Source organism: Rheinheimera pleomorphica, from assembly GCF_011634895.1.
Lineage (GTDB): Bacteria > Pseudomonadota > Gammaproteobacteria > Enterobacterales > Alteromonadaceae > Alishewanella > Alishewanella pleomorphica.
Genome location: NZ_SIRR01000025.1, coordinates 234,897 through 255,088, shown reverse-complemented (window position 1 = coordinate 255,088; position 20,192 = coordinate 234,897). Strand labels below are relative to the sequence as shown.

Annotated in this window: 21 protein-coding genes; 7 read left to right on the top strand and 14 right to left on the bottom strand. The window is 51.3% G+C overall.

Going from position 1 to position 20,192, the window contains the following annotated elements; genetic code table 11:
• Positions 1–255: 255 nt before the first annotated feature.
• The gene (rnk, locus tag EYB30_RS16170; protein WP_166840109.1) at positions 256–660 is read right to left on the bottom strand and encodes a nucleoside diphosphate kinase regulator; all 405 of its coding nucleotides are present in this window, start codon (positions 658–660) and stop codon (positions 256–258) included.
• Positions 660–1,070, bottom strand: a complete 411-nt coding sequence (locus tag EYB30_RS16165; protein ID WP_166840107.1) for a GreA/GreB family elongation factor — start codon at positions 1,068–1,070, stop codon at positions 660–662. The genes rnk and EYB30_RS16165 overlap by 1 nt, the downstream gene beginning before the upstream one ends.
• Before the next feature lie 367 nt (positions 1,071–1,437).
• Between EYB30_RS16165 and EYB30_RS16160 the strand changes: the two genes are divergently transcribed.
• Positions 1,438–1,974, top strand: a complete 537-nt coding sequence (locus EYB30_RS16160; RefSeq protein ID WP_166840105.1) for an OmpA family protein — start codon at positions 1,438–1,440, stop codon at positions 1,972–1,974.
• An 11-nt stretch (positions 1,975–1,985) separates the two neighbouring features.
• On the opposite strand, the gene EYB30_RS16155 is transcribed toward EYB30_RS16160, so the two are convergent.
• Positions 1,986–2,924, bottom strand: a complete 939-nt coding sequence (locus EYB30_RS16155) for a universal stress protein (protein WP_166840103.1) — start codon at positions 2,922–2,924, stop codon at positions 1,986–1,988.
• 136 nt (positions 2,925–3,060) lie between these two features.
• Positions 3,061–3,618: an ECF-type sigma factor gene (locus EYB30_RS16150; RefSeq protein WP_166840101.1), complete on the bottom strand. Its 558-nt coding sequence runs from the start codon at positions 3,616–3,618 to the stop codon at positions 3,061–3,063.
• Positions 3,619–3,725: 107 nt separating this feature from the next.
• Here EYB30_RS16150 and EYB30_RS16145 point away from each other — a divergent pair, with 107 nt between their 5' ends.
• Complete coding sequence (locus EYB30_RS16145; protein ID WP_166840099.1) at positions 3,726–6,191, top strand: serine/threonine-protein kinase; 2,466 nt, start codon at positions 3,726–3,728, stop codon at positions 6,189–6,191.
• On the opposite strand, the gene EYB30_RS16140 is transcribed toward EYB30_RS16145, so the two are convergent.
• Entirely contained in the window at positions 6,188–6,598 is a 411-nt protein-coding gene (locus EYB30_RS16140; protein WP_166840097.1) for a hypothetical protein, read from the bottom strand. The two genes, EYB30_RS16145 and EYB30_RS16140, sit on opposite strands and share 4 nt — an antisense overlap.
• A 178-nt stretch (positions 6,599–6,776) precedes the next feature.
• Between EYB30_RS16140 and EYB30_RS16135 the strand changes: the two genes are divergently transcribed.
• Positions 6,777–7,829, top strand: a complete 1,053-nt coding sequence (locus tag EYB30_RS16135; protein ID WP_166840095.1) for an aldo/keto reductase — start codon at positions 6,777–6,779, stop codon at positions 7,827–7,829.
• A 35-nt stretch (positions 7,830–7,864) separates the two neighbouring features.
• Here the strand turns inward: EYB30_RS16135 and dinF are convergent, their stop codons facing one another.
• From dinF to EYB30_RS16095, 8 genes are all read right to left on the bottom strand, one after another.
• Positions 7,865–9,184 (bottom strand): MATE family efflux transporter DinF, encoded by a 1,320-nt coding sequence (dinF, locus tag EYB30_RS16130; protein WP_206674669.1) that lies wholly within the window; start codon positions 9,182–9,184, stop codon positions 7,865–7,867.
• Positions 9,185–9,246: 62 nt separating this feature from the next.
• Positions 9,247–9,855 (bottom strand): Type 1 glutamine amidotransferase-like domain-containing protein, encoded by a 609-nt coding sequence (locus EYB30_RS16125; protein WP_241698065.1) that lies wholly within the window; start codon positions 9,853–9,855, stop codon positions 9,247–9,249.
• A 97-nt stretch (positions 9,856–9,952) separates the two neighbouring features.
• Positions 9,953–10,606 (bottom strand): lipase family protein, encoded by a 654-nt coding sequence (locus EYB30_RS16120; protein WP_241698064.1) that lies wholly within the window; start codon positions 10,604–10,606, stop codon positions 9,953–9,955.
• A gap of 569 nt (positions 10,607–11,175) precedes the next feature.
• Positions 11,176–11,685: a M23 family metallopeptidase gene (locus tag EYB30_RS16115; RefSeq protein WP_166840091.1), complete on the bottom strand. Its 510-nt coding sequence runs from the start codon at positions 11,683–11,685 to the stop codon at positions 11,176–11,178.
• A 439-nt stretch (positions 11,686–12,124) separates the two neighbouring features.
• Positions 12,125–12,568: a DUF3429 domain-containing protein gene (locus tag EYB30_RS16110; RefSeq protein ID WP_166840089.1), complete on the bottom strand. Its 444-nt coding sequence runs from the start codon at positions 12,566–12,568 to the stop codon at positions 12,125–12,127.
• Entirely contained in the window at positions 12,568–12,897 is a 330-nt protein-coding gene (locus tag EYB30_RS16105; protein ID WP_166840087.1) for a hypothetical protein, read from the bottom strand. Before EYB30_RS16105 ends, EYB30_RS16110 begins: the two co-directional genes overlap by 1 nt.
• A 2-nt stretch (positions 12,898–12,899) precedes the next feature.
• The gene (locus tag EYB30_RS16100; RefSeq protein WP_166840085.1) at positions 12,900–13,244 is read right to left on the bottom strand and encodes a thiol-disulfide oxidoreductase DCC family protein; all 345 of its coding nucleotides are present in this window, start codon (positions 13,242–13,244) and stop codon (positions 12,900–12,902) included.
• A 70-nt stretch (positions 13,245–13,314) separates the two neighbouring features.
• Positions 13,315–15,159, bottom strand: a complete 1,845-nt coding sequence (locus tag EYB30_RS16095; RefSeq protein ID WP_166840083.1) for a M1 family metallopeptidase — start codon at positions 15,157–15,159, stop codon at positions 13,315–13,317.
• Positions 15,160–15,288: 129 nt separating this feature from the next.
• On the opposite strand from EYB30_RS16095, the gene EYB30_RS16090 reads away from it, so the two are divergent.
• The 4 genes from EYB30_RS16090 (at position 15,289) to EYB30_RS16075 (ending at position 19,513) form a co-directional block, all read left to right on the top strand.
• Complete coding sequence (locus EYB30_RS16090) at positions 15,289–16,014, top strand: SIMPL domain-containing protein (protein ID WP_166840081.1); 726 nt, start codon at positions 15,289–15,291, stop codon at positions 16,012–16,014.
• A 101-nt stretch (positions 16,015–16,115) separates the two neighbouring features.
• A complete protein-coding gene (gene selD / locus EYB30_RS16085; RefSeq protein WP_166840181.1) occupies positions 16,116–17,156 on the top strand; it encodes a selenide, water dikinase SelD in 1,041 nt (346 codons plus the stop codon).
• Entirely contained in the window at positions 17,156–18,259 is a 1,104-nt protein-coding gene (gene mnmH / locus EYB30_RS16080) for a tRNA 2-selenouridine(34) synthase MnmH (RefSeq protein WP_166840079.1), read from the top strand. Before selD ends, mnmH begins: the two co-directional genes overlap by 1 nt.
• Before the next feature lie 3 nt (positions 18,260–18,262).
• Positions 18,263–19,513 (top strand): DUF2254 domain-containing protein, encoded by a 1,251-nt coding sequence (locus EYB30_RS16075; protein WP_166840077.1) that lies wholly within the window; start codon positions 18,263–18,265, stop codon positions 19,511–19,513.
• Here EYB30_RS16075 and EYB30_RS16070 read toward each other — a convergent pair.
• Entirely contained in the window at positions 19,510–20,058 is a 549-nt protein-coding gene (locus EYB30_RS16070) for a TetR/AcrR family transcriptional regulator (protein ID WP_166840075.1), read from the bottom strand. The two genes, EYB30_RS16075 and EYB30_RS16070, sit on opposite strands and share 4 nt — an antisense overlap.
• Positions 20,059–20,192: the final 134 nt, after the last annotated feature.

Below are 20,192 nucleotides of genomic sequence, written 5' to 3'. Positions count from 1 at the left end.
ATTCATTGTCTGCTTCCTTTTTAATAATCAGATAAACCTGTTACAGGTGTAAGCAGTGCAGGGTGATAGCGCAGAGCATTGCAGGCTCTGCGCGGACATCATCTGCTTAACTGCACAGCAATGAAGAGTGTAGAGTAAGATCCTAATAGATGTAGGTGAATTAAATCGATAGAGCTAATCGATAAAACTGATTTTTGTTGCCCGTTAGCGTGTCGTGCCGCGGGCAACTGACAGAGTATAGTTATGGCGTGTTAGTTAACGATGATAAAGCCCGGCGCGCTCTGGCTGATACAGCACTTCTTCTACCGTGATGCTGGACATATTGCCGCTGGGCAGGGGCCAGTTAATGGTGTCGCCACATTTAAGCCCTAACAGAGCACTGCCCACCGGCGCCAGAATCGAAATTTTATCGCCGCTTTGGTCCAAATCTTTCGGGTACACCAACGTCAGGGTACTCTGTTTACCATTGGCCAGGCGAAAGCGCACGGTAGAATTCATGCTGACCACATCCGCCGGCAACGCCTCTGGCGCTACCAAGGTGGCGCGCTCTAATTCCTGGCTTAGGGTGTCGTAACCAATGGTGTCTTCACTGAGGCTACTGAGTAATTTGTCCAGCCGCTCAAAGTCGGTGGCAGAGAGCATAATGTCGGGTGTTTTCATCAATGGTTCCTTATTGTCCGTTGTTTAACATAGATAACACTGAGGATATGTAGCCTTAGTGGTTGACCCAGCAAGCTTAATTGAATATCTGATGCGGCTGTTTTACCCAGTAAGGCACTGCCCAGTGGCGATAAAACAGAAATACGTTGTCGCCGGTAACAGGCTTGATCCGGGTAAACCAATTGCAGCCAGCCCTGCTCATGAGTGTCGAGGTTTTTCAGCTCGACAGAGCTGCCAGCGCGTATACAGCTGCTGTCATTGTTTAGCCGGTTTTGGCAGCGGTTGTCGGCAATAAAATGCACAATACGGCTCAACGCCAGTGCATTAACCGGTAGTAACTGTTGGCACGCCAGGGCGGCAATGACGCTGGCAAAGGTTCTGTTCAACTGTTTTGGATAGCAGAAATACATTATAGCCCCACCTTAAAGAAGCAGATAAAAGTACAGATAAGTAAAAGGTGTTATGCCGGTTTCGCGCAGGGCAAAACCGGCCTAAGAATGGAAGGCGATAGCGATATTATGCTGGCGGCGAACCACTGGGGTGCCGGATAAAGACGAAACAGAATTTAGCATGGGCGTACCATAGTGCATCTTTGCTTAAAGTTCAATCATGTCAGCATTGGTGGCGGGCGATAAACGATAGCATGTAACTATTTTGCTGTTTGTTAAAATGCAATGGCTTTATTTTTTCTTGCTGTAAATCTGAGGTGTTTATTTGATTAACAAAAACCATTAAAGTGTGCGGCATTATTTAACACTAACATTGGAGTACTTTGTTTTGCGCACTTTATCATCTTTATTGCTGGCGGTTATTACCGCTTTGGTTAGCGCTGGCTGTGCCAGTACCTCTGGCTCTGCAAGTAATACCTCAACAGCCATGGCGACGGCAGATACGGCTAAGCCACAAACGTTATTTTCTGCCCGGCTACAGCCGGCAAGCGGTGTGGTGACGTCTGTGCTGGCCGACGGCCGGGTAAAAGTGGCTTTTCCCGGCATTACGGCATTTTCACATGATGGTGCCCGTATCAGTGAAGAGCAGCAGCGCCAGTTACTGGCAGTGGCTGAGACGTTAAAAGGTATGCGTTATCAGACGCTGACCGTGGTCGGGCACACCGACAGTTCAGGGGCGTTGGCATACAACCATAAATTGTCGCAGCAGCGGGCTGAGCAGGTAACACGGTTTTTAGTGCAACAGGGGTTATCTGCACAGCAGCTCAGTGCCGAGGGCCGCGGCCCGGCAGAGCCTATCGCTGACAATAGCAGCGCAGCAGGCCGGGCAGCTAACCGCAGGGTAGAGCTGGAGTTGCTGTTTTAACGATACCAGCATTACAGCAGCTGTGCCCGCTGTACTGTGTCGGCCAGTGGCGAGGGCTTCACCACTAGAACATCACAGGGTGTGTGCTCAGTCAGATAATGGGCGGTATCGCCTAAAATGGCTGAGCCAATACTGTGCATATGGTTGTTACCAATAATCGCCAGCTGGCTATGCAGGCTGGTGGCGGCACGGGGAATTTCGTCATCCGGCAAGCCCTCACTTAAATGCAGGCAATGCGCTGGCAGGCGATGCTGACAAAGATAAGGCTGCAGTTTTTGCTGATGCTGCGCGGCGATGTCGGGCAGGGGAAGAAAGCCCTGGCGTTCATCGTAAGGCAAGCTCATGGAATAATTATCATTGCAATAGCAGTTGATTACATGAAGTTGATCAGCCGCTGTGGTGGCCAGTTGCTGGCCAAGTTCCAGGATGGCCGTGTTGATTAAGTTATTGCCGGGCAGCTCGCTGTCAACATCCAGGCAAGCCAGAATGGTCATTTCCTGTGCTGCGGTGGCCGGTTTTACCAGCCATACCGGTAACGGACAATCACTGATCAGGTAGTGATCCAGGCCCAGCGGCAGTAAGCCGAGTAAGCGCTGTGGTTTGCGCTGTAATGTAATCACCATGCTGATATCACTATGTTGCAGCAAGCGGGCAATGGCCGGTTTTTCTGCTTCGCGCCAGGAAATAATAAGATCTAAATCAATCCGCTGTGCTGTTTGTGCATCTATCTGAGCGCAGATGGCTTGTTGCTGCTGCCTGACAAACACGGCCAGATCGTCATCGGCCTGCGGGTTGTCATAGGGCCGTTTTTGCAGTTGTTGATAAAAGGACTTAAATACCGTTATCCGGCTGTTATGTTGCCGTGCTAACTGCAATGCTCTGCGGAGGGCTTCGCTATCATCGGTGCCCTGTTGCTGTATCACCAGCAAGTGGTTAAATGCCTGTTTCATAGTGTGCTCCAGCTTAGAGTGCCTGATGCTGCGTCCGGTATGGCTGCAGCAGGTATACTGCAAAATTACCCTGTTATTAGCACTAAGCGGATTTGGTCAGACAAAACGACAGCGGGCAGAAAAAATAGGTAAGTTTTTACAGCGCCTGATGCAAAAAGGCTTTCGCCAATTTACTGCTGCGCTCGATGGTTTTGCTGGAAACACCATATAAGCGGGCAATTTGCAGCGTGGTTAAACCGGCAAAAAACTGTAGTTCGAGAATTTCGGCTTTGGCAGGGTCGATATCGGCCAGGTTGCTAATCGCCTGATCGATAGCGATGATACCCTCAGGGCCTGCACTGTGGCCAATGCTGTCGGTTAGCGTTAGCTGAGCATAACCATCGCCGCGTTTAGCGGCTTGCCGGGCCCTGGCATGATCAACCAGAATACGGCGCATAATACGGCCAGCCAGATTGAAAAAATGTAACTGATCCTGATAACTGACATTGGCGCCGCTTAAGCTGATAAAGGCTTCATTAACTAGCGCAGTGGGTTGCAGCGTATGGTTATGCCGCTCACGGTACATACACTGCGCCGCCAGTTGATGCAGTTTGTCATACACCAGTTGGCTAAGCCTGGTTTGTGCTTCTTCATCGCCACTTTGCCAGCGCGACAGTAAGACCGTGATATCAGACGGCTGCGATAGGGTAGACATAGTGATAATTTCAACTAGGCTGTTTAAAGCACTAAGTATAGGTTGTTTTCAGTGGTTTGCAGCCGGTATTGACACTTTCGCACAGTAACCGCAAACAGGGATTGCGCATGGATAAACAGCGTTGGCAACGCGCCGAACAGTTGTTTTATCAGGCAGTTGAACTATCAGCGGCAGAACGTGAAGCCTTTATTTGCCAGGCTTGCCAGCAGGATGCGGCGTTGGCCGAGTTAGTACGACGCTTGCTGGCGCATCAGGGGCACACGGCGCAGCTGCAGAGCATGCTGGCACTGAGTGCCGTGCAGCTATTGCAATGCCAGCAGGATCTTAGTGGTAGTGTTTTGGGGCCTTACCGTTTGCTGCAGTTACTGGGGCGTGGTGGCATGGGCGCGGTGTATCTGGCCGAGCGGGCCGATCAGCAATTTGAAAAGCAGGTGGCGGTTAAGCTGATTGGCACCACTCTGCAGCAGGCCGAGCTGTTGCATGCCTTTAAAGCCGAGCGGCAGATCCTGGCCAGTCTGGAGCACGGTTATATTGCCCGGCTGCTTGATGGTGGCACAACTGAACAGGGCATGCCCTATCTGGTGATGGAGTATGTGCAGGGCCAGGCTATTGATATGTATTGCCAACAACAGCATTTAACTGTGATACAACAGCTACAGCTGATGGTAAAAGTGTGTAATGCCGTGGCCTATGCGCATCAGAATATGGTAGTGCACTGTGATTTAAAACCGTCGAACATTCTGATCACTGGCAGCGGCGAGCCGAAGCTACTAGATTTTGGTATCGCCCGTTTGCTGGACCGCACTGCCGTGACTGGTGGGCATAATGAAACGGCGCCGCGTCGGCTGACGCTGCGCTATGCCAGCCCGGAGTTAATCAATAGCGGTCAGGTAAGCAGTTTAACCGATGTATATTCACTGGCGGTGATCCTGCAGCAACTGCTGGGGCAGCAACTGACTACCGATTTACACTGGATCCTGAGCCGGGCGCTGGCGCATGATCCGGCGCAGCGGTATCACTCCGTTGCCGCTTTTGCCAACGATATTAAGCGCTATCTCGGTGGTTATCCGGTGCAGGCCAGGCCCGACAGCTGGTGGTATCGCAGCCAGATGTTGGTGCGGCGTAATTTAGCCAGCAGCCTGTTGTCTGGCGCGGCGCTGCTGGCGGTGATCGGTTTTAGTATTGCTATCTGGCTGCAATCACAGCAGGTTGCCGCGCAGCGTGATCAGGCCCGGTTGCAGCGTGATAAAGCCCAGGCTATCACCGATTTTGTTACTGGCATGCTGGCCAGTGTCGACCCCTTTGTTGCGCAAGGTCAGACTCCCACAGTGCAACAGATATTGGATCAGACCAGCTCGCAATTGCAACAAGACGAGGCGCATGCCCTGTTGCAACAACCTGAAGTGGAAGCCGCCGTACGACAGGTAATAGGACGTAGTTATTTTTCGTTGGGGCAACTTAGCGCGGCGCAATCTCATTTGGAGCAGGCCAAAGCGCTGGCAGAGCAGTATCAACTTACTGCGACCGAGCTGTATTTGTCGATTATCACCAGCCTGGCCGGGCTGTATAAAGATCAGTATAAAACGGCTGATGTATTAGCCCTGTCTTATCAGGCGCTTAATTTGACCGAACAACTGTACGGCGCCGGGCATAATAAAACACTGGGCGCACTAAGTGATCTAGCCGGTGCTTATCATACCGCCGGAGAGCTGGTTAAAGCAGAGCAAATGTGGCAGCGTTTATATCAGCAGCGGCTAAAACTGCTGGGCGCGCAGCACCCTGATATCATCAACTCGCTGACTAACCTCGGTATTATTAACCATTGGTTAGGGCGCTACGACAAGGCTGAGCACTATTACCAGCAGTGTCTGGACAAAGCCAATGAGTTATTGGGCGAAAAACACCCGGCAACCCTGCAATGTATGAGCACCCTTGGCTCAGTATATGAAACCAGTGGCCGCTATCAGCTGGCTGAGCCGGTGATCCGTGACCATATCACCCTGGCCCAGCAAGTACTGGGGTTGCAGCATCCGGATACTCTGCGTTCTATGCATAATCTGGCCGATACTTACCGTGGTTTGGGCCGGCTGGTTGAGGCTGAACAGCTGTTTCGTCAGGTACTGGCAGAACGCAGCACGGTACTGGGCAGTGATAATATTGAGACTCTGCAAAGCCAGATGAAACTGGCTCGGGTGCTATTACTACAGCAGCAGCCGGCAGAGGCGCAGCAGCTGCTGGCACCAGCCTATGCCAAGATGCAGCAGCAATTGGGACAGTCGCATCCGTCGGCATTAACCGCCGGCCAGCTTCTGGCGGACGCTTATTTAGCACAGCAACAATATCAGCGCGCTCTGGCGCTGTATCTGCAGATCATACAACAACGCCAGGCTGACCTTGGTGACCATCCGGATTCTATCGATACCCTGGCGTCGCTGGCGCAGTTGTATCTGCAATTGCAAAATGTGGCGCGGGCAGAGCAAACCTTGCAGCAGGCAGAACAGCTGGCACAGCAGTTTCCGGGGCATAGTCACCGCAGGCTGGAACAGGCCAGGTTGGCCATGGCGCAGTATTAGTTAGCCAGTGCCCAGCCGTTTTCTGTTTTACGCAGTTGTAGCGTCTGCTGTTTTACCTGGTACGTATCGCCAGCGTTAAAATCACCGTATTGCAGCTTCAGTAAGCCAGCGGACATACCGCTGGCCACTTTTTCCAACGGGTTACCGGGCTTGGCCGTTTGCTGGTCCAGATAAGCTTTAAATGACTGTTTAAACTCTATATTGTATGTCACTTCCGCCGTGTAATGCTGCTCACTGTCTGCCCAGCCGTTGTGTTTTGTCAGATCGTTTACATCGATTAAATCCTGGTATTGTTGGTCAAATTGCTGTTGTAACAGGTGTTCCAGCTGGCTCTCACCCGGGGCGCCGGAGCAGGCAACCAGGCCGCTCACCATGGCCAGCATAACTAAAGGTCGGATAACGCGCATACATCTCTCATCTTGCTACGGGAAATGCGCTGATTATGATACAAAACCAGCAGCGGCTGCCAGTGTTAAAGCACTGCTAGCCGGTTAACGCGGTTTTTCTTAAGCAAAAGCTGGCAAGCTGAACCACGGTTGCTATGATGCCGTAACAAAATATCACTGATACAACTATAGGTTTTTTATGCAATATTCTGTTTTAGGCAGCAGTGCAGTAAAGGTATCTCGCGTGTGTTTAGGCAGTATGACCTGGGGCTGCCAAAACAACCAGCTTGATGCCGATGCGCAGCTGGATTATGCACTGGCGCAGGGCGTAAATTTTATCGATACCGCCGAAATGTATGCCGTTCCGCCCACAGCACAGACATACGGCGCGACAGAGCGTATTATCGGTAACTGGTTAAGCCGTAACCGCACTAAACGCAGCGATATCGTGCTGGCGACCAAGATGGCCGGGCCGGGGCTGGCACATGTGCGCGCTGGCGCCGATATGACACCGCAAGCGTTAGTGCAGGCCGTAGATGCATCATTGCAGCGCTTGCAGACCGACTATATCGATTTATACCAGCTGCACTGGCCTAATCGAGTGTCACCGCATTTTGGCAAACACCCGGTTGGCCGCATTGGTTTTTCTGACGTTGATGCCGCAGAGCAAACCGAGCAAATGCTGGGCTTGCTGCAGGCGCTGGATAGCTGTGTTAATGCCGGCAAAATCCGTTTTTGTGGCTTGTCTAACGAAACGCCCTGGGGCATTAGTCAGTATTTGCAGCTGAGTAAACAGCATAATGTACCGCGTATGGTATCGATTCAGAACGAATTTAGCCTGCTACACAGCAAAGACTGGCCGTATTTGATTGAACAATGTGTGCATGAGAACGTGGCCTATTTGCCGTGGTCGCCGCTGGCCGGTGGTGCCTTAACCGGTAAATACCTCGGCGGTAGGCGGCCCACAGGTACACGCTGGAGCATGCTGCAACGTAATGGTTTGTTTCGTGATACGCCGCAGTCGAACCAGGCGATAGCCGCCTTTATTGAGCTGGCAGCAGCGCATAGCGTGGCACCGGCCCAACTGGCACTGGCCTGGGTTAATCAGGTGGATGGCGTAACCTCAACTATTATCGGCGCCACCAGCATGGCGCAGTTACAGCAAAACATCGGTGCCTTTTCACAGCCGCTAACGGCAGCAATATCGGAAGATTTAGCGCAGTTTTTACGACAATATCCGGCGCCGTTCTAGTTGCGGGCCACTGGCGGCCCCGGCGCTGCTCTTTACTAGAATAATACCGCCGTACCACGGCGGTATAGGGGCCAGGCCAGTGTCAGGCCGCGCAGTAGCATAAACAGGCTTAGTGCCAGCCATAATGCATGGTTGCCCAGGCTGTGCAAAGTGGCATAACACAGCACAAAGCCGGCAAATGACACCAGCATAGCGTTACGCATGGCACGGGCTTTAGTTGCACCAATATAAATGCCATCCAGCAGATAGCTCCATACCGCCAGTAAGGGTAGGGCAATTAGCCAGGGCAGGTAGTCGGCGGCAGTAATTTGCACTGCCTCAATGGAGGTTAGGAGCGTAATCAACGCCGGCCCGCCAAGCCAGAACAGCAGGCAAAACAGCATGCCTAATACCAGGCCCCATTGTGCCAGTATGGCAAATAACCGTTGCAAATCGCGCTGATCTTTGGCCCCGACGGCTTTGCCGGTCATTGCTTCGGCGGCATAGGCAAAACCATCCAGCGCGTAAGATACCAGCATTAAAAAGCTTAGCAGTACAGCATTCGCCGCCACGATGGTATCGCCTAAAGCTGCACCACGAAAGGCAATAAATGCAAATACCAGCTGCAGGCACAGGCTGCGGATAAAAATATCGCGGTTTAGCGCAAACAGCCGGCCATAGCCGCTTAGCTGTCGCAGCTGCAGCCAGTTTACACTGCCAAGCTGCTGGGCCCGCCATAAGCGGCGCAGCAAATACAGGCCAAGCAGCAGGGAGCTGTAGTCGGCTATCACAGAGGCAGCCGCGACACCGGCCACCTGCCAGTCAAAACCCAGCACAAAAACTAAGTCCAGCACTATGTTCAGGCTTTGGTTACACAGCAGTAACCACATCGGGTAGCGGGCATTGTGCATCCCTAAAAACCAGCCCAGCAGCACCATATTCAGCAATGCGGCCGGCGCGCTCCAGATGCGGATATGAAAATAAATACCGGCTTGCTCAAGTACTTCGCTGCCCGCATCACTGTACACATTAACTAGTGGCATAATAAACGGACGGTGCAACAACAGTACTAAGGCTAAAAACAACGCAATCAGGCCGGCTTGTAACAGACTGTTTCTTATCGCTGTTTTGTTGTCAGCACCATAAGCCTGCGCCGTTAGGCCGGTGGTGCTCATGCGTAAAAAGCCCAGCAGTAAAAACAGCAGGCTGATAAGGCTGCTGCCCAGTGCGACGCCGCCTAAGTACCAGGGGTGTTCAAGATGGCCCACCACGGCGGTGTCTACCAGTGACAGCAGTGGTATGGTCAGGTTAGACGCAATCATCGGCAGGGCAATAGCCAGCACCTGCTGTTGCTTGGGCGGGAAAAAATTTAGCAAAACGTAATTATCATCAAACAGTGACTAAGGCCGGCCATACTAACACAAGCGGGCTAAGCCAATTAGCCAGCCCAAACTTCAAATTTATTGCCGCGTACTACTATGGCTTCAGTGTTGCTAATTGGGCAAAGATCGAGTTTTCCTTCATAACGAGAGATGATGCTCTGAACTGCCTCTTTGAATGGAAAGTTTGTATGATGAGGAACCGGATAAAAATCAATCATGTTTAATGCTGAAAATGTACCAATATTCGGCGCGGCAGTGAAATCATCCATGTCTTTTACATACTCAATATCGCACGAAAGCACAATGGAACCGGCAGACTCTCCAATGTACATTTTTCCTGAGTTTATGTGTTCTGATATTAATTTATCCGCACCTGTTCTTTTCAGCTCTTGAAGCAAAAAGAAAGTGTTACCGCCAGTAATATAGACGTAATCATTTTTTTGAATTGTACTTACTATTTTTTCTTTTGTGGCCGTCGAAATTTCAAGCTCGTCAACAATTAGCCCGCGTTCTTCAAGGGCCTTTTTGCCAGCATCCACATAAAACTTTACCTCTTCGACAAGGCTCGCCGTTGGTATGAATGTGACCGTTTTTCCTGCACATTTTTCATCGGCGAACTTCACGAATAAATCTGCTACATCCACGAAAGATGACGCTAAAAACATCTTTTTCACTAAACCACCTTAATGTCTGAGTACTTCTCTGGATATTTAACCGCTGCATTAACCCGCCCTGCGCAGCAGTTTCGGTTTGAATACAGTGTTAGCCTCCGACGCCTTGCACCCAATCCAGTACTGGATTAGTCCAAACCGGAAGCGGCATGTAAAACGCGCCATGCAATTTGCCGGTGGAGATTTTGATCTCCTTGAATGATCGCAGTTGCTCCGACTGCTCTGCCAGAGGCTTGCAACTGGCAGCTAGTGTATCGCTTTCCTCATAAACCGAAAGAACCTGGCCCGTCAGACTAATGTGTGGCGCAGCAGAGCCACCAGGGCAAGCAGCGAGCAGGACGAAGCGAACTTGTGGCCGGCGTAGAAAACTGGATACGCGTGTTGCAATGCCGCCGCCTTTTGAAAAGCCGACGACAACGATATTGTCGGGCGAAACGCCGCGTTCGATCAACTTTTCAATTTGAGAGACAACAATGCCGGCATATTGATTGATATCGGTTTTAGCTGGGCGCTGTGCCGAAATGACTACAGCCCCCCGGGATGAAAGTGTCTCGAGTATCGCGGGGTAATCATATAGCCCAAAACGCGGATCGGTAGGGCGAGGCCCAAAATTCTCAATGATTCGCCCATGCAGATAGATTAAGTAAATCTTTGTCGGTTCAGGCGAATCGGGCACTTCGGTATAAAGGGGGTTCGCATGTACTGGCATTAACGCAGTGAGCAAGAACAAAAGCCAAACTTTCATCGAATTCTCCTTGGTTACACCACGCCAAGCTCAGCCAGGGAAGGTCGCATCGCGGCCTGATGTCGGCTTGGTGGAAGTGTTATGTGTATTCAGCTTGTTACCTATGTATGATGCCCATAGAGGGGCTTTACCGAAAGACTGAAAAGTACAACCTTTGTATCCATTTGCTCTTCAATTCTTGGCAAATTTCAGGATATTTATAGAACACAAGAGCGTCAAAATCGGGTTTGGCTTTGTCATTAAATTGCCCAATGACTATCTGGTAGCACTCGTCCAGTATTTTGTAATAATTGTCTACGTATAGTGATGCATCTTTTACGGATAACTTTGTATCGTACTCTTTTTTAACGGCATCCCTAAATAGCTTGTTCAGTGAGCGCTTGTCACTTGAATAAGCCGAATCAAGTATTTTCATCGCATTGTTAAATGTCATTTTAGACACTATTCCATTTTGACTCTGTTCTTACTCAACGCCCCAACCAACGGCGCATTGAGCTGGCTAAAATACAGAGCACAGCGACGCCAGCCAGCGAAAATGCGTCCGATTGCGTTGGTCTGTTATACGCCACTTACTTTAATTTCTCATGTGGATTTAGGAAGAACATTTTTTTCCAACCCTGTGTTTCAGTTGTTATTAACCAAGGTATAGGAATAAGTGAAAAAATTGAATAGTGAATATGGGGTGGTTTACCAAGAGCATTACCTGAGTCACCTAGCGTACCAATTACAGCACCAGACCAGAGCAATGCGCCACCCGAGACAGAAATACTTTCTAGATGTGCGTAGTAGTGTATGCGCCATTTAGGTCCCAAAACAGCAACCACATTGCCGCCTTTGCCCATAGTGCCGGTATAAACAACAACCCCTTTAGTTGATGAAAGTACAGGCGTGCCTTTTTTTCCGAATATATCTATTCCTTTATGAACGCCAGAGCTACCCCAAGGCTCAAACCAAAAAGTTTTGTGGTTCCAATCTTTGGCTGTGGCATTTTTTACCGGAATAATCATGTTCTCAGGAATCAGTAGTCCAATGATGATTAGTACAATTGCTGAGATGGATAGGATTTTGACTTTTTTCACTGACCTTTCCGTGGCGTATAACGCTTCAATTTGGGGCGCGCGTTAGCGCGTCCCAGAAACTTCACCCTTTACTTTTTCCAGGTCACGTTGACTTATAGCGTCGTATGATTCTAAGAATTCCATCGGGATACCATTTGAGGCTTAACGCTTTAGCGTTTTATCCGGCATGTTGTTCAGTGACGGCTAAACGCCTGTTGAACGGCCTGGTTCGCTTAATTTTGGGTATAACGAATGCTAATGGAATTTATTATTTTAGGGAACAATTAATTTACAGGTGTTCCAGTCTTGGTTGCGCGCTTTGATGCCTTTCTGGTGCCTATCCGGTGTTTGCTGCTCAGTGCTTGTTAGCGTCGTTAAACCAGTTGCTGATACCGCTGCAAAAAATCGACAAAGGCTGTTACCCGTGTTGGACGGATATGCCTGGGTGGTAAAGCCGGTTTTAACCGCCGGCAAAGGCCGGATTTTGAATAAGCCAATACAGCAACAGATGGCTGGCGCTGACGATCAGCGTCAGCTGGTTACGCAGGGCGCGGTAGCTGATGCTGTACTGACGGTTAATGCCCAGCCGGTACTCGGCTAAGCGCAGCAGTATAAATAAACACGCCTGAGCGGGTAAAAAGTACTCGCTGGCAGTAAAAAAGGCGATAAAACTCAGTACCGGAAAGCTTACCGCTGCTATGGCTAAACGGCCGGTTTTTGCGCTGCTGTTAGTGTGCAGCACAGGCCAGAATACGCCGGCCATAAACCCCAGAATAAGCGCACTATACAGGCTGTACAGCTCAGGTATTTCTGCTGCACTGAGATAAAACGGTTGCAGGTACAACAACGGCAGGGCAATAAAAGGAATGAGGCCGGCATAACCCAGTACAGACAAGCGTGACATTATAAGCCCTCCATTAAAATAGCCTGGCGCTCCTGTTCGGTTAACACACCGACTAACACCGTGCGCCGGCGCAGCTTGCACATGCGTTCGCCGCTATCAAGCAGTGCGGCTTTAAACAATTCAGGCTGGTTTATACAATCCAGAATACTGTACCAGTGAATATAGCTGCTATGGCGCACTATACCGGCCTGATAACGTTGCTCCAGCGTCTGCAATACCTGTGTTACCAGCTCTGGCTGCGCCAGTAACTTATCTGCCATCGCGCTATGCAAGCGTAAAATCTGCGCATCAGTGGCTGCGCTTTGTCTGGTTAAGGTTCGCCGGCGCATGGTTAAAGTGTGCAATCGCCATTAGTACAGTTAGTGCGTTTTGCTGCCCAATAAGCATAGGCTTTTTGTGCCAGCCAGTAGCAGGGCGGCAGGCGCAAAAAGGCGACTAACCAGGTATGGCCGGCCAGATGCCAGTAGTGTAATGTTGCGTCAATGCCAATTAAAAAATGATCATGCTGCCACAGATGAATGCGCTGCATCATGGCCTGTTTAGTCACACCGGCAAAACCGCTAAAGCCCTCATTACTGATATCTACAAGCTCTAAATGCGGAGTTAGTTTAGGCGCCAGCCAGTTGATTTCACGCTGGCATAAACGGCAACTGCCGTCATAAAACAGTTTTTGCATTGCTTACTCATAAAAAAGCCTGTTACCAGCCTTTACGCTGCCAACAGGCTTTAGATCAGTGCATTTTAGGCTAGCGTAGTAAGGCGTCAACGCTGCCCTGCGCCAGCGGGTGGTAACCCGGGCGGGCTTTTTCATAAACGGCACGGGCAAAGGCCAGGCCTTCCGGTGTGCTGGCTAATTGCTTATACAGCGGAATAATCAGCTTACGCCGGCCGATGTTAATCAGATATTGCTCCAGCGGCGCTGCGATTTCCTGATAACCGGTTTTCAGTGCCAGCAAATACCAGGCGTGGGCAATTTCGCTGTTAGTTGACTGCGTCAGGTTAAAGCCGGCATCCAGTTCGGCCAGCTGCTCTGGCGTAATGCTAAGCGGTAAATTATTAATAAAATACAGCCATTCATGCACTGTCCAGTTGCTGGTTGGCAGGCTATCTAAGGTCGCTGCGCCGCTTAACCAGCTACTGGCTTGCTGTTGTACCTGATTAAACGCATCAGATTGTGGCTGCGGCGTACCCTCGGGTAAGCCGGGTTGGTAAATCCAGCGATTAACCTCGTCCAATGACACTATGCCGGGGTATTTTTGCAGCAGCTGCCGGTCAAGATAGTTAATAAAGGCGGCGGTATCCAGGCTTTGAAAGGCATGATCGTCAAAGTATTGTTTAACAAAAGGGTCGAACTTATCGCGGCCGAACTTTTGCTCCAGATACATTAAAAACAGCTGGCCCTTGGTGTAAGGCACGCCGCTAAAGGCATCGTCCGGGTCGCGGCCTTGTAAATCGATATGCAAAATGCTGTCATTGGCACTTAGCTCTGTAAGTTCATCTTTTAAGCCCTGCACCGATAATGCTTGCTCCATCACGGCACGGTCGGTACCAAATACCTGCTCCATAATGCGGTTTTCGACATAAGAAGTAAAACCTTCATTCAGCCATAAGTCGCGCCAGCTGGCGTTGGTTACCAGGTTACCCGACCAGGAATGCGCCAGCTCGTGAGCAATCAGGTTTACCAGGCTGCCATCACCAGCCACAACAGTGGGGGTAATAAAGCTCAGCACCGGGTTTTCCATGCCACCAAACGGAAAGCTTGGCGGCAGGATCAGCAAATCATAGCGGCCCCAGCGGTAATCGCCGTACAGCTGTTCGGTGGCATCAATCATTGCCTGGGTGCTGGCAAATTCTTCTGCCGAGGCCTGCAGAATATAAGGCTCGGCATAAACGCCGGTTTGCTCGCTCATGGCTTTAAATTGCAAATCGCCGGCGGCAATAGCAATTAAATAGGCCGGTATAGCCTGCGGCATATAAAACTGATAATCACCATCGCGCGCTGTGGCCGGGTCGTTAGGGGCGCTCATCACGCTGAGCAAATTGTCTGGTGTCTGAATGCGGGCGCTGTACGTCATACGCACAGCCGGCGTGTCCTGAATTGGGATCCAGCTACGGGCGTGAATAGCCTGGTTCTGGCTAAACATAAAGGGCGTGGTTTTACCGGCGGTTTGCTCCGGCGTTAGCCATTGCAAACCAGAGGCTTGTTCGGTAGAGCTGTAGTAAATACGCAGGGTGTCAGCCTGAAAACCCGGGCTGACACTTAGTTTGCTGCCCAGCACCGCATCACGCTGGCTTAAGCTAAAGGGCACTTTTTGCCACTGGCCATCAGCGCGTTTGGCATAAATACGCTCAATCAGCAGATCGCGTGTATCCAGATAGACGTCATTTTGGCCAGTAGCCTGCTGCTGCCAGTTAAGTTTCAGGTCAGCAAAGCCGGTTAAACTCTTTTGTGTAAAGTTAACCGCTAAATCCAGATGCAGATGGCTTACCTTAACCGCATCGTAATTTGCATAGGTATAGGCATCAGTGGCAGCAAAGGCAGAATTGCCATACAGCAGAGCCGCGCTCAGGCATAACAGGCGCACAGACATAAGGTTTCCTTAAAAGCAGAAAAAAGGCAGTGTAAGGCGAAAACCGCCTGAAATACAACGCTACAAATAATGACAATTTAACCGCGCCGCTTTTGTTGTAATGCGCGTAATACACTAAAGGAGCACAGCATGAAATTTTCTCTGATAACCAGCGCACTGGCATTGGCGTTTAGCGGCGCCATACAGGCCAGCCCGTTGCCGGATTTTCCGTTTATCAATGTTACCGGTGTCGCCAAACTTGAGGTCGCACCGGATGAAGCCCGGTTGCAGCTGGTGATCCGCCACACCGCGGCAACAGCCGATGCCGCCACTAATGCGGTATATCAGCAAAGCCGGCAGTTGTTGCAGTTTTTGCAAACGCAGGGGCTGACCGAGGCGGATATTGAAGCGGCTCAGCTAAATAAAAGCGCACTGTACAAAGACTATAATGACAGAACCATTACCGGCTATGAAGCCAGCCAGCCGGTAACGCTAACGCTAAAACAGCTGACCAACTATGCTGCCATTATGGATTACCTGTTTAAACAGCCGCAGATCTTTAATATTCAAGCCAGCTTTGACAGCAGTAAGCGTGAGCAGCACGAGCTTAAATTAAGCCAGCTGGCTGGCGAAAATGCCCGGCAACGGGCGCAGCAGCTGGCGGCGGTGCAGGGGGTAAAAATCAGCTCAGTATTTGCCATCAGTGACACCGCTGACTGGGGCTCGCTGGCCGGCGACTTTGGCTTTAGCGGCGCCGCTGTCAGCTATGGCATGCTGCGTAAAGCCGATATGGCCGAAAGCAGCGGCATGTTAGTGTTGCCAAAACATATCAGTCTGGAAAAATCGGTAAAGGTGATTTACCAGATTGCGCCTTAACCCGCTGAACTTAAGTGAAAAGCCCTGACGGCTCTTGTGATCTGTCAGGGCTTTGGTTATGTTGGCATGATGTTTGTCGCTTTTAGTTGCCCTGCCTGATGATGTTGGACTTTTCTGCTGTTAAATTAACTGAATATAGCCATGGCGCTGGTTGTGGTTGCAAGATATCGCCACAAGTGCTTGATACTATTCTAAAAACTAAGCTTAAATTTAGTGACAGTAAATTACTGGTGGGCAATGCCAGTAAAGATGATGCCGCCGCCTATGATTTGGGAGATGGCACAGCGCTTTTAAGCACCACCGACTTTTTTATGCCGATTTGCGATGACGCCTTCGATTTTGGCCGCATTGCTGCCACTAACGCTATCAGTGACATTTATGCGATGGGCGGCACGCCGATGCTGGCAATAGCCATTTTAGGCTGGCCGGTGACTAAGCTACCGGCAGACCTGGCGCAGCAGGTGCTTGAAGGGGCACGGCACACCTGTAAAGAGGCTGGCATAGTGCTGGCCGGTGGCCACAGCATTGATGCCCCAGAGCCGATTTTTGGCCTGTCGGTAAATGGCCGGGTTGCTATTACCCGGCTAAAACGCAATGACACCGCCCAAGCCGGTGATCGACTGTATTTAACCAAACCGCTCGGTGTGGGCATTTTAACCACGGCACAAAAGCAGAAAAAACTGCTGCCAGAGCATGCAATGCTGGCGCGCGACACTATGGTGCAGCTGAACCGGATCGGCGCCGATATTGCCAGGCTTGAGGGTATCTCAGCGATGACCGACGTTACCGGCTTTGGGCTGCTTGGTCATTTGCTGGAAATGTGTGAAGGCAGTGGCCTGTATGCCGAGCTGGACAGCCATGCGGTGCCGGTGTTACCCGAAGTAGCAAACTATATTGCCAAAGGCTGCATTCCGGGAGGCAGTGGCCGCAATTTTGCCAGCTATGGTGCCAAGGTATCGCCACTAAGCAGCGAGCAGCAGGCACTCCTGTGCGATCCGCAAACCAGCGGCGGCTTGTTGGTGGCCGTTAGCCCTGACGCCGAAGCGGCTTTTATTCATCTGGCGGTAGAGTATGATTTAGCGCTGCAGCCAATAGGTGAGCTAAAAGCCCGCGGCCGCGGCCACCGTATCCGCGTACGCTGATGAGCAAGATACCGGATACGTTGCCGCTGTGTGCTCACTATGACGAGATTTTGCGCCGGCAGCTACCTTTGCTGGATGTACGCGCCCCGATGGAATTTAGCCGCGGTGCCTTGTATGGCAGTGTCAATTTACCACTGCTGACCGATACCGAACGCGCTGCTGTCGGTACCTGCTATAAACAGCAGGGCCAGCAGGCGGCCATAGCGCTGGGGCACCAGCTGGTGCAGGGCGAAGTAAAAGCGGCGCGGGTACAAGCCTGGGCTGATTTTGCCAAAGCACACCCCAATGGCATCTTGTACTGCGCGCGCGGTGGCCTGCGCTCGCAAATTGCGCAGCAGTGGCTTGCTGATGCCGGCGTGCTTTACCCCAGAATAACCGGCGGCTTTAAAGCGCTGCGTCAGGCGGCGATTAACGCGATAGCGCAGGTGGCAAGCCAACCGCTGTTGCTGCTGGCCGGCCCCACCGGCAGTGGCAAAACCCGTTTATTAACGCAGTTACAGGCGGTAGATTTAGAAGCGCTGGCCAACCATCGCGGCTCGGCTTTTGGCCGTAAGCTTGCAGCCCAGCCCAGCCAAATCAGTTTTGAGAACAACCTGGCGGCCAGGTTTTTACAGGTACAAAGCACACAACCGCCGTTTTTGCTGTTAGAGGATGAAAGTCTGCTGATAGGCCAGCGCAATATTCCGCACGCACTGTATCAGGCAATGCAGCAAAGCCCGCTGCTGTTACTGGAAGAGCCGCTTAGTGCCCGCATTGAGGTGATACTGCAGGATTATATTATCGACTTGTATGCCGAGGCCGTTGCCACAGTGGGCCAGCAGGGCTTTGAGGTGTTTAGCGACATGTTGCGCCAGGGTATGGCGCGCATTGCCAAACGTTTAGGCGGCGCCCTTTACAGCGAATTGGCTGCTATGCTGGAACAGGCATTAAGTGCGCAGCAGCAAACTGGCGATATCAATTTGCACCGGTTGTGGATAGCGCGGCTACTAACAGATTACTACGATCCTATGTATCAATATCAGTTGCAAAAACGCAGCTTGCCGGTACTGATGAGGGGGAACGCTACTGAGCTTAGCAAGTGGTGGCAGCAGCAAAGAGGCTAAAACATGGTAACAAAATGGGGCTGGAAGCTACTTAAACTAAGCCGCACCTTGTGGGTACGAACCGTAGCCTTTGCACTGTTGGCGTTGTTATCGGCCTTAGTGGCGGTGCTGCTGCAGGATCTGATCCCCGCCTCTGTCGCCGGTATTATTGGCGCCGGTGCGGCGGAGAAAATCCTGACGATTCTGGCATCGAGCATGCTGGCCGTTACTACCTTTTCGCTTAGTATTATGATTGCCGCCTTTAGCGCCTCCACCAACAGCGTGTCACCGCGGGCCACCCGGCTGCTAATGGAAGACAGCACGACACACAATGCGCTGGCAACCTTTGTCGGCTCGTTTTTATACAGTATTGTCAGCATTATTCTGCTTAACACTAAGCTTTATAACGAGCGTGGTGAGGTCGTGCTGTTTTTAACGACGATAGTGGTTACGGCGCTGATTGTTATTACAATACTGGTATGGATAAACCATTTATCGGGCCTGGGTCGGGTAGGGGAAACCGCCAACCGGGTAGAGGACAAAGCCTATGCGGCGCTGATGGCCTTTGTTAACGATCCCTGGCTCGGGGCCAACCCGCTGACAACCCTGGCACAAGTGCCAGAGCGCGCCAAAGCCTTTTTAACCTCAACCATTGGCTATATTCAGCATGTCGATGTAAACGCCATTTATAGCTGGGCACAAGCGCACGACTGTAAGGTGTTTATTGTGGTGCGTGCCGGTGTTTTTATCGAGCCAGGCCGGCCACTGCTGTGGATCGACGGCGAGCTGCCGGATAACACCGACAGCTTAGCTAAGGCCTTTACTATTGAAGATTTTCGCAGCTTTGATCAGGATCCGCGCTTTGGCCTGCTGGTGCTGGCCGAAATAGCTTCTAAAGCCTTGTCACCGGCCATTAATGACCCTGGCACTGCCATTGAGATTATCGGCCGTGGTATGCGGGTATTAAGTAACTGGCAACTGCCCGATAGCAGTGACGCTGTCGTGCGTTATCCGCGGCTCTGGCAGCTAGGGTTGTCGCTTAACGATTTGTTCGATGATTTTTTCACGCCGATAGCCCGTGACGGTGCGGCCCTGGTTGAAATTCAGATCCGCTTACAAAAAAGCTTTATTGCCCTGGCAAAAATGAACCCACAGCTGCGTATTCAGGCCAGGCGCCACTCCGAAGACGCGCTGGCAAGGGCTGAACAGGCACAACGCCACGCCAGTGACCTTGCCCGGTTAAAAGCGCTGCACCGAGCGCTGATGGACACTTAACGCCATAGTTTTAGGTTATCGCTGCAGCGGAGTTTGCGCTGCAGCAACGCCAGACTATGTTGCTGCGCTACTGAGCTGTCGTTTAGCCAGTAGATAAATACCGCGACAAACAGCGCGCTCAGTGCCAACTCCTGGCCAATACGTGCAGCGCCACTGGCCTGTAATTGCGCCGCTTCGCGCAGCCACTGCACGGTGCGGCTAAGGCGTAACACACCGCCTAACTGCAAATGAATATGGCCCGGTTCCAGTTTATATAACAGCATCTGGCCGGTCAGCTTATGGTAGGGGGCCAGTGCGCCAAGCCAGCGTTTTATCGCCTGCTCAATACGCTGTGCCGCCGGTAACGCTGCAGTTTGCGCAGCGGCTAACATCGCTTTATCGGCGCGGTCAAACCAGGCATCAACTAACTCATCTTTAGTACGGTAGTGCGGGTAAATATCGGCCAGGCTAATGCCCAACGCAGTGGCCACCTGGTGCAAGCTCAGGTGCTCCCAATGGGTGTTAGCAGCCAGTGTCAGGGCTGTATCTAAGATCTGTTCGCGCATAAACAATACCAGGCTGACGAGTAGTTCAAATTTAGTCGTTTTTGGCCAAAAGTGCAGAATTAACTGTTTTTGGCTAAAAACACCAGGCGTAGCCGCTATTGCTCAGGGCTGGTAATGCCGCTAAAAAACGCTAT

Excerpts from the sequence above, each read along its gene's own strand:
- rnk (WP_166840109.1), bottom strand. The coding sequence starts at position 660 with ATGAAAACACCCGACATTATGCTCTCTGCCACCGACTTTGAGCGGCTG.
- mnmH (WP_166840079.1), top strand. The coding sequence starts at position 17,156 with ATGAGCAAGATACCGGATACGTTGCCGCTGTGTGCTCACTATGACGAG.
- EYB30_RS16070 (WP_166840075.1), bottom strand. The coding sequence starts at position 20,058 with ATGCGCGAACAGATCTTAGATACAGCCCTGACACTGGCTGCTAACACC.
- EYB30_RS16155 (WP_166840103.1), bottom strand. The coding sequence starts at position 2,924 with ATGAAACAGGCATTTAACCACTTGCTGGTGATACAGCAACAGGGCACC.
- EYB30_RS16120 (WP_241698064.1), bottom strand. The coding sequence starts at position 10,606 with ATGAAAGTTTGGCTTTTGTTCTTGCTCACTGCGTTAATGCCAGTACAT.
- EYB30_RS16075 (WP_166840077.1), top strand. The coding sequence starts at position 18,263 with ATGGTAACAAAATGGGGCTGGAAGCTACTTAAACTAAGCCGCACCTTG.
- EYB30_RS16150 (WP_166840101.1), bottom strand. The coding sequence starts at position 3,618 with ATGTCTACCCTATCGCAGCCGTCTGATATCACGGTCTTACTGTCGCGC.
- EYB30_RS16090 (WP_166840081.1), top strand. The coding sequence starts at position 15,289 with ATGAAATTTTCTCTGATAACCAGCGCACTGGCATTGGCGTTTAGCGGC.
- EYB30_RS16100 (WP_166840085.1), bottom strand. The coding sequence starts at position 13,244 with ATGCAAAAACTGTTTTATGACGGCAGTTGCCGTTTATGCCAGCGTGAA.
- EYB30_RS16140 (WP_166840097.1), bottom strand. The coding sequence starts at position 6,598 with ATGCGCGTTATCCGACCTTTAGTTATGCTGGCCATGGTGAGCGGCCTG.
- selD (WP_166840181.1), top strand. The coding sequence starts at position 16,116 with ATGTTGGACTTTTCTGCTGTTAAATTAACTGAATATAGCCATGGCGCT.
- EYB30_RS16125 (WP_241698065.1), bottom strand. The coding sequence starts at position 9,855 with ATGTTTTTAGCGTCATCTTTCGTGGATGTAGCAGATTTATTCGTGAAG.
- EYB30_RS16135 (WP_166840095.1), top strand. The coding sequence starts at position 6,777 with ATGCAATATTCTGTTTTAGGCAGCAGTGCAGTAAAGGTATCTCGCGTG.
- EYB30_RS16145 (WP_166840099.1), top strand. The coding sequence starts at position 3,726 with ATGGATAAACAGCGTTGGCAACGCGCCGAACAGTTGTTTTATCAGGCA.
- EYB30_RS16110 (WP_166840089.1), bottom strand. The coding sequence starts at position 12,568 with ATGTCACGCTTGTCTGTACTGGGTTATGCCGGCCTCATTCCTTTTATT.
- EYB30_RS16105 (WP_166840087.1), bottom strand. The coding sequence starts at position 12,897 with ATGCGCCGGCGAACCTTAACCAGACAAAGCGCAGCCACTGATGCGCAG.
- EYB30_RS16165 (WP_166840107.1), bottom strand. The coding sequence starts at position 1,070 with ATGTATTTCTGCTATCCAAAACAGTTGAACAGAACCTTTGCCAGCGTC.
- EYB30_RS16095 (WP_166840083.1), bottom strand. The coding sequence starts at position 15,159 with ATGTCTGTGCGCCTGTTATGCCTGAGCGCGGCTCTGCTGTATGGCAAT.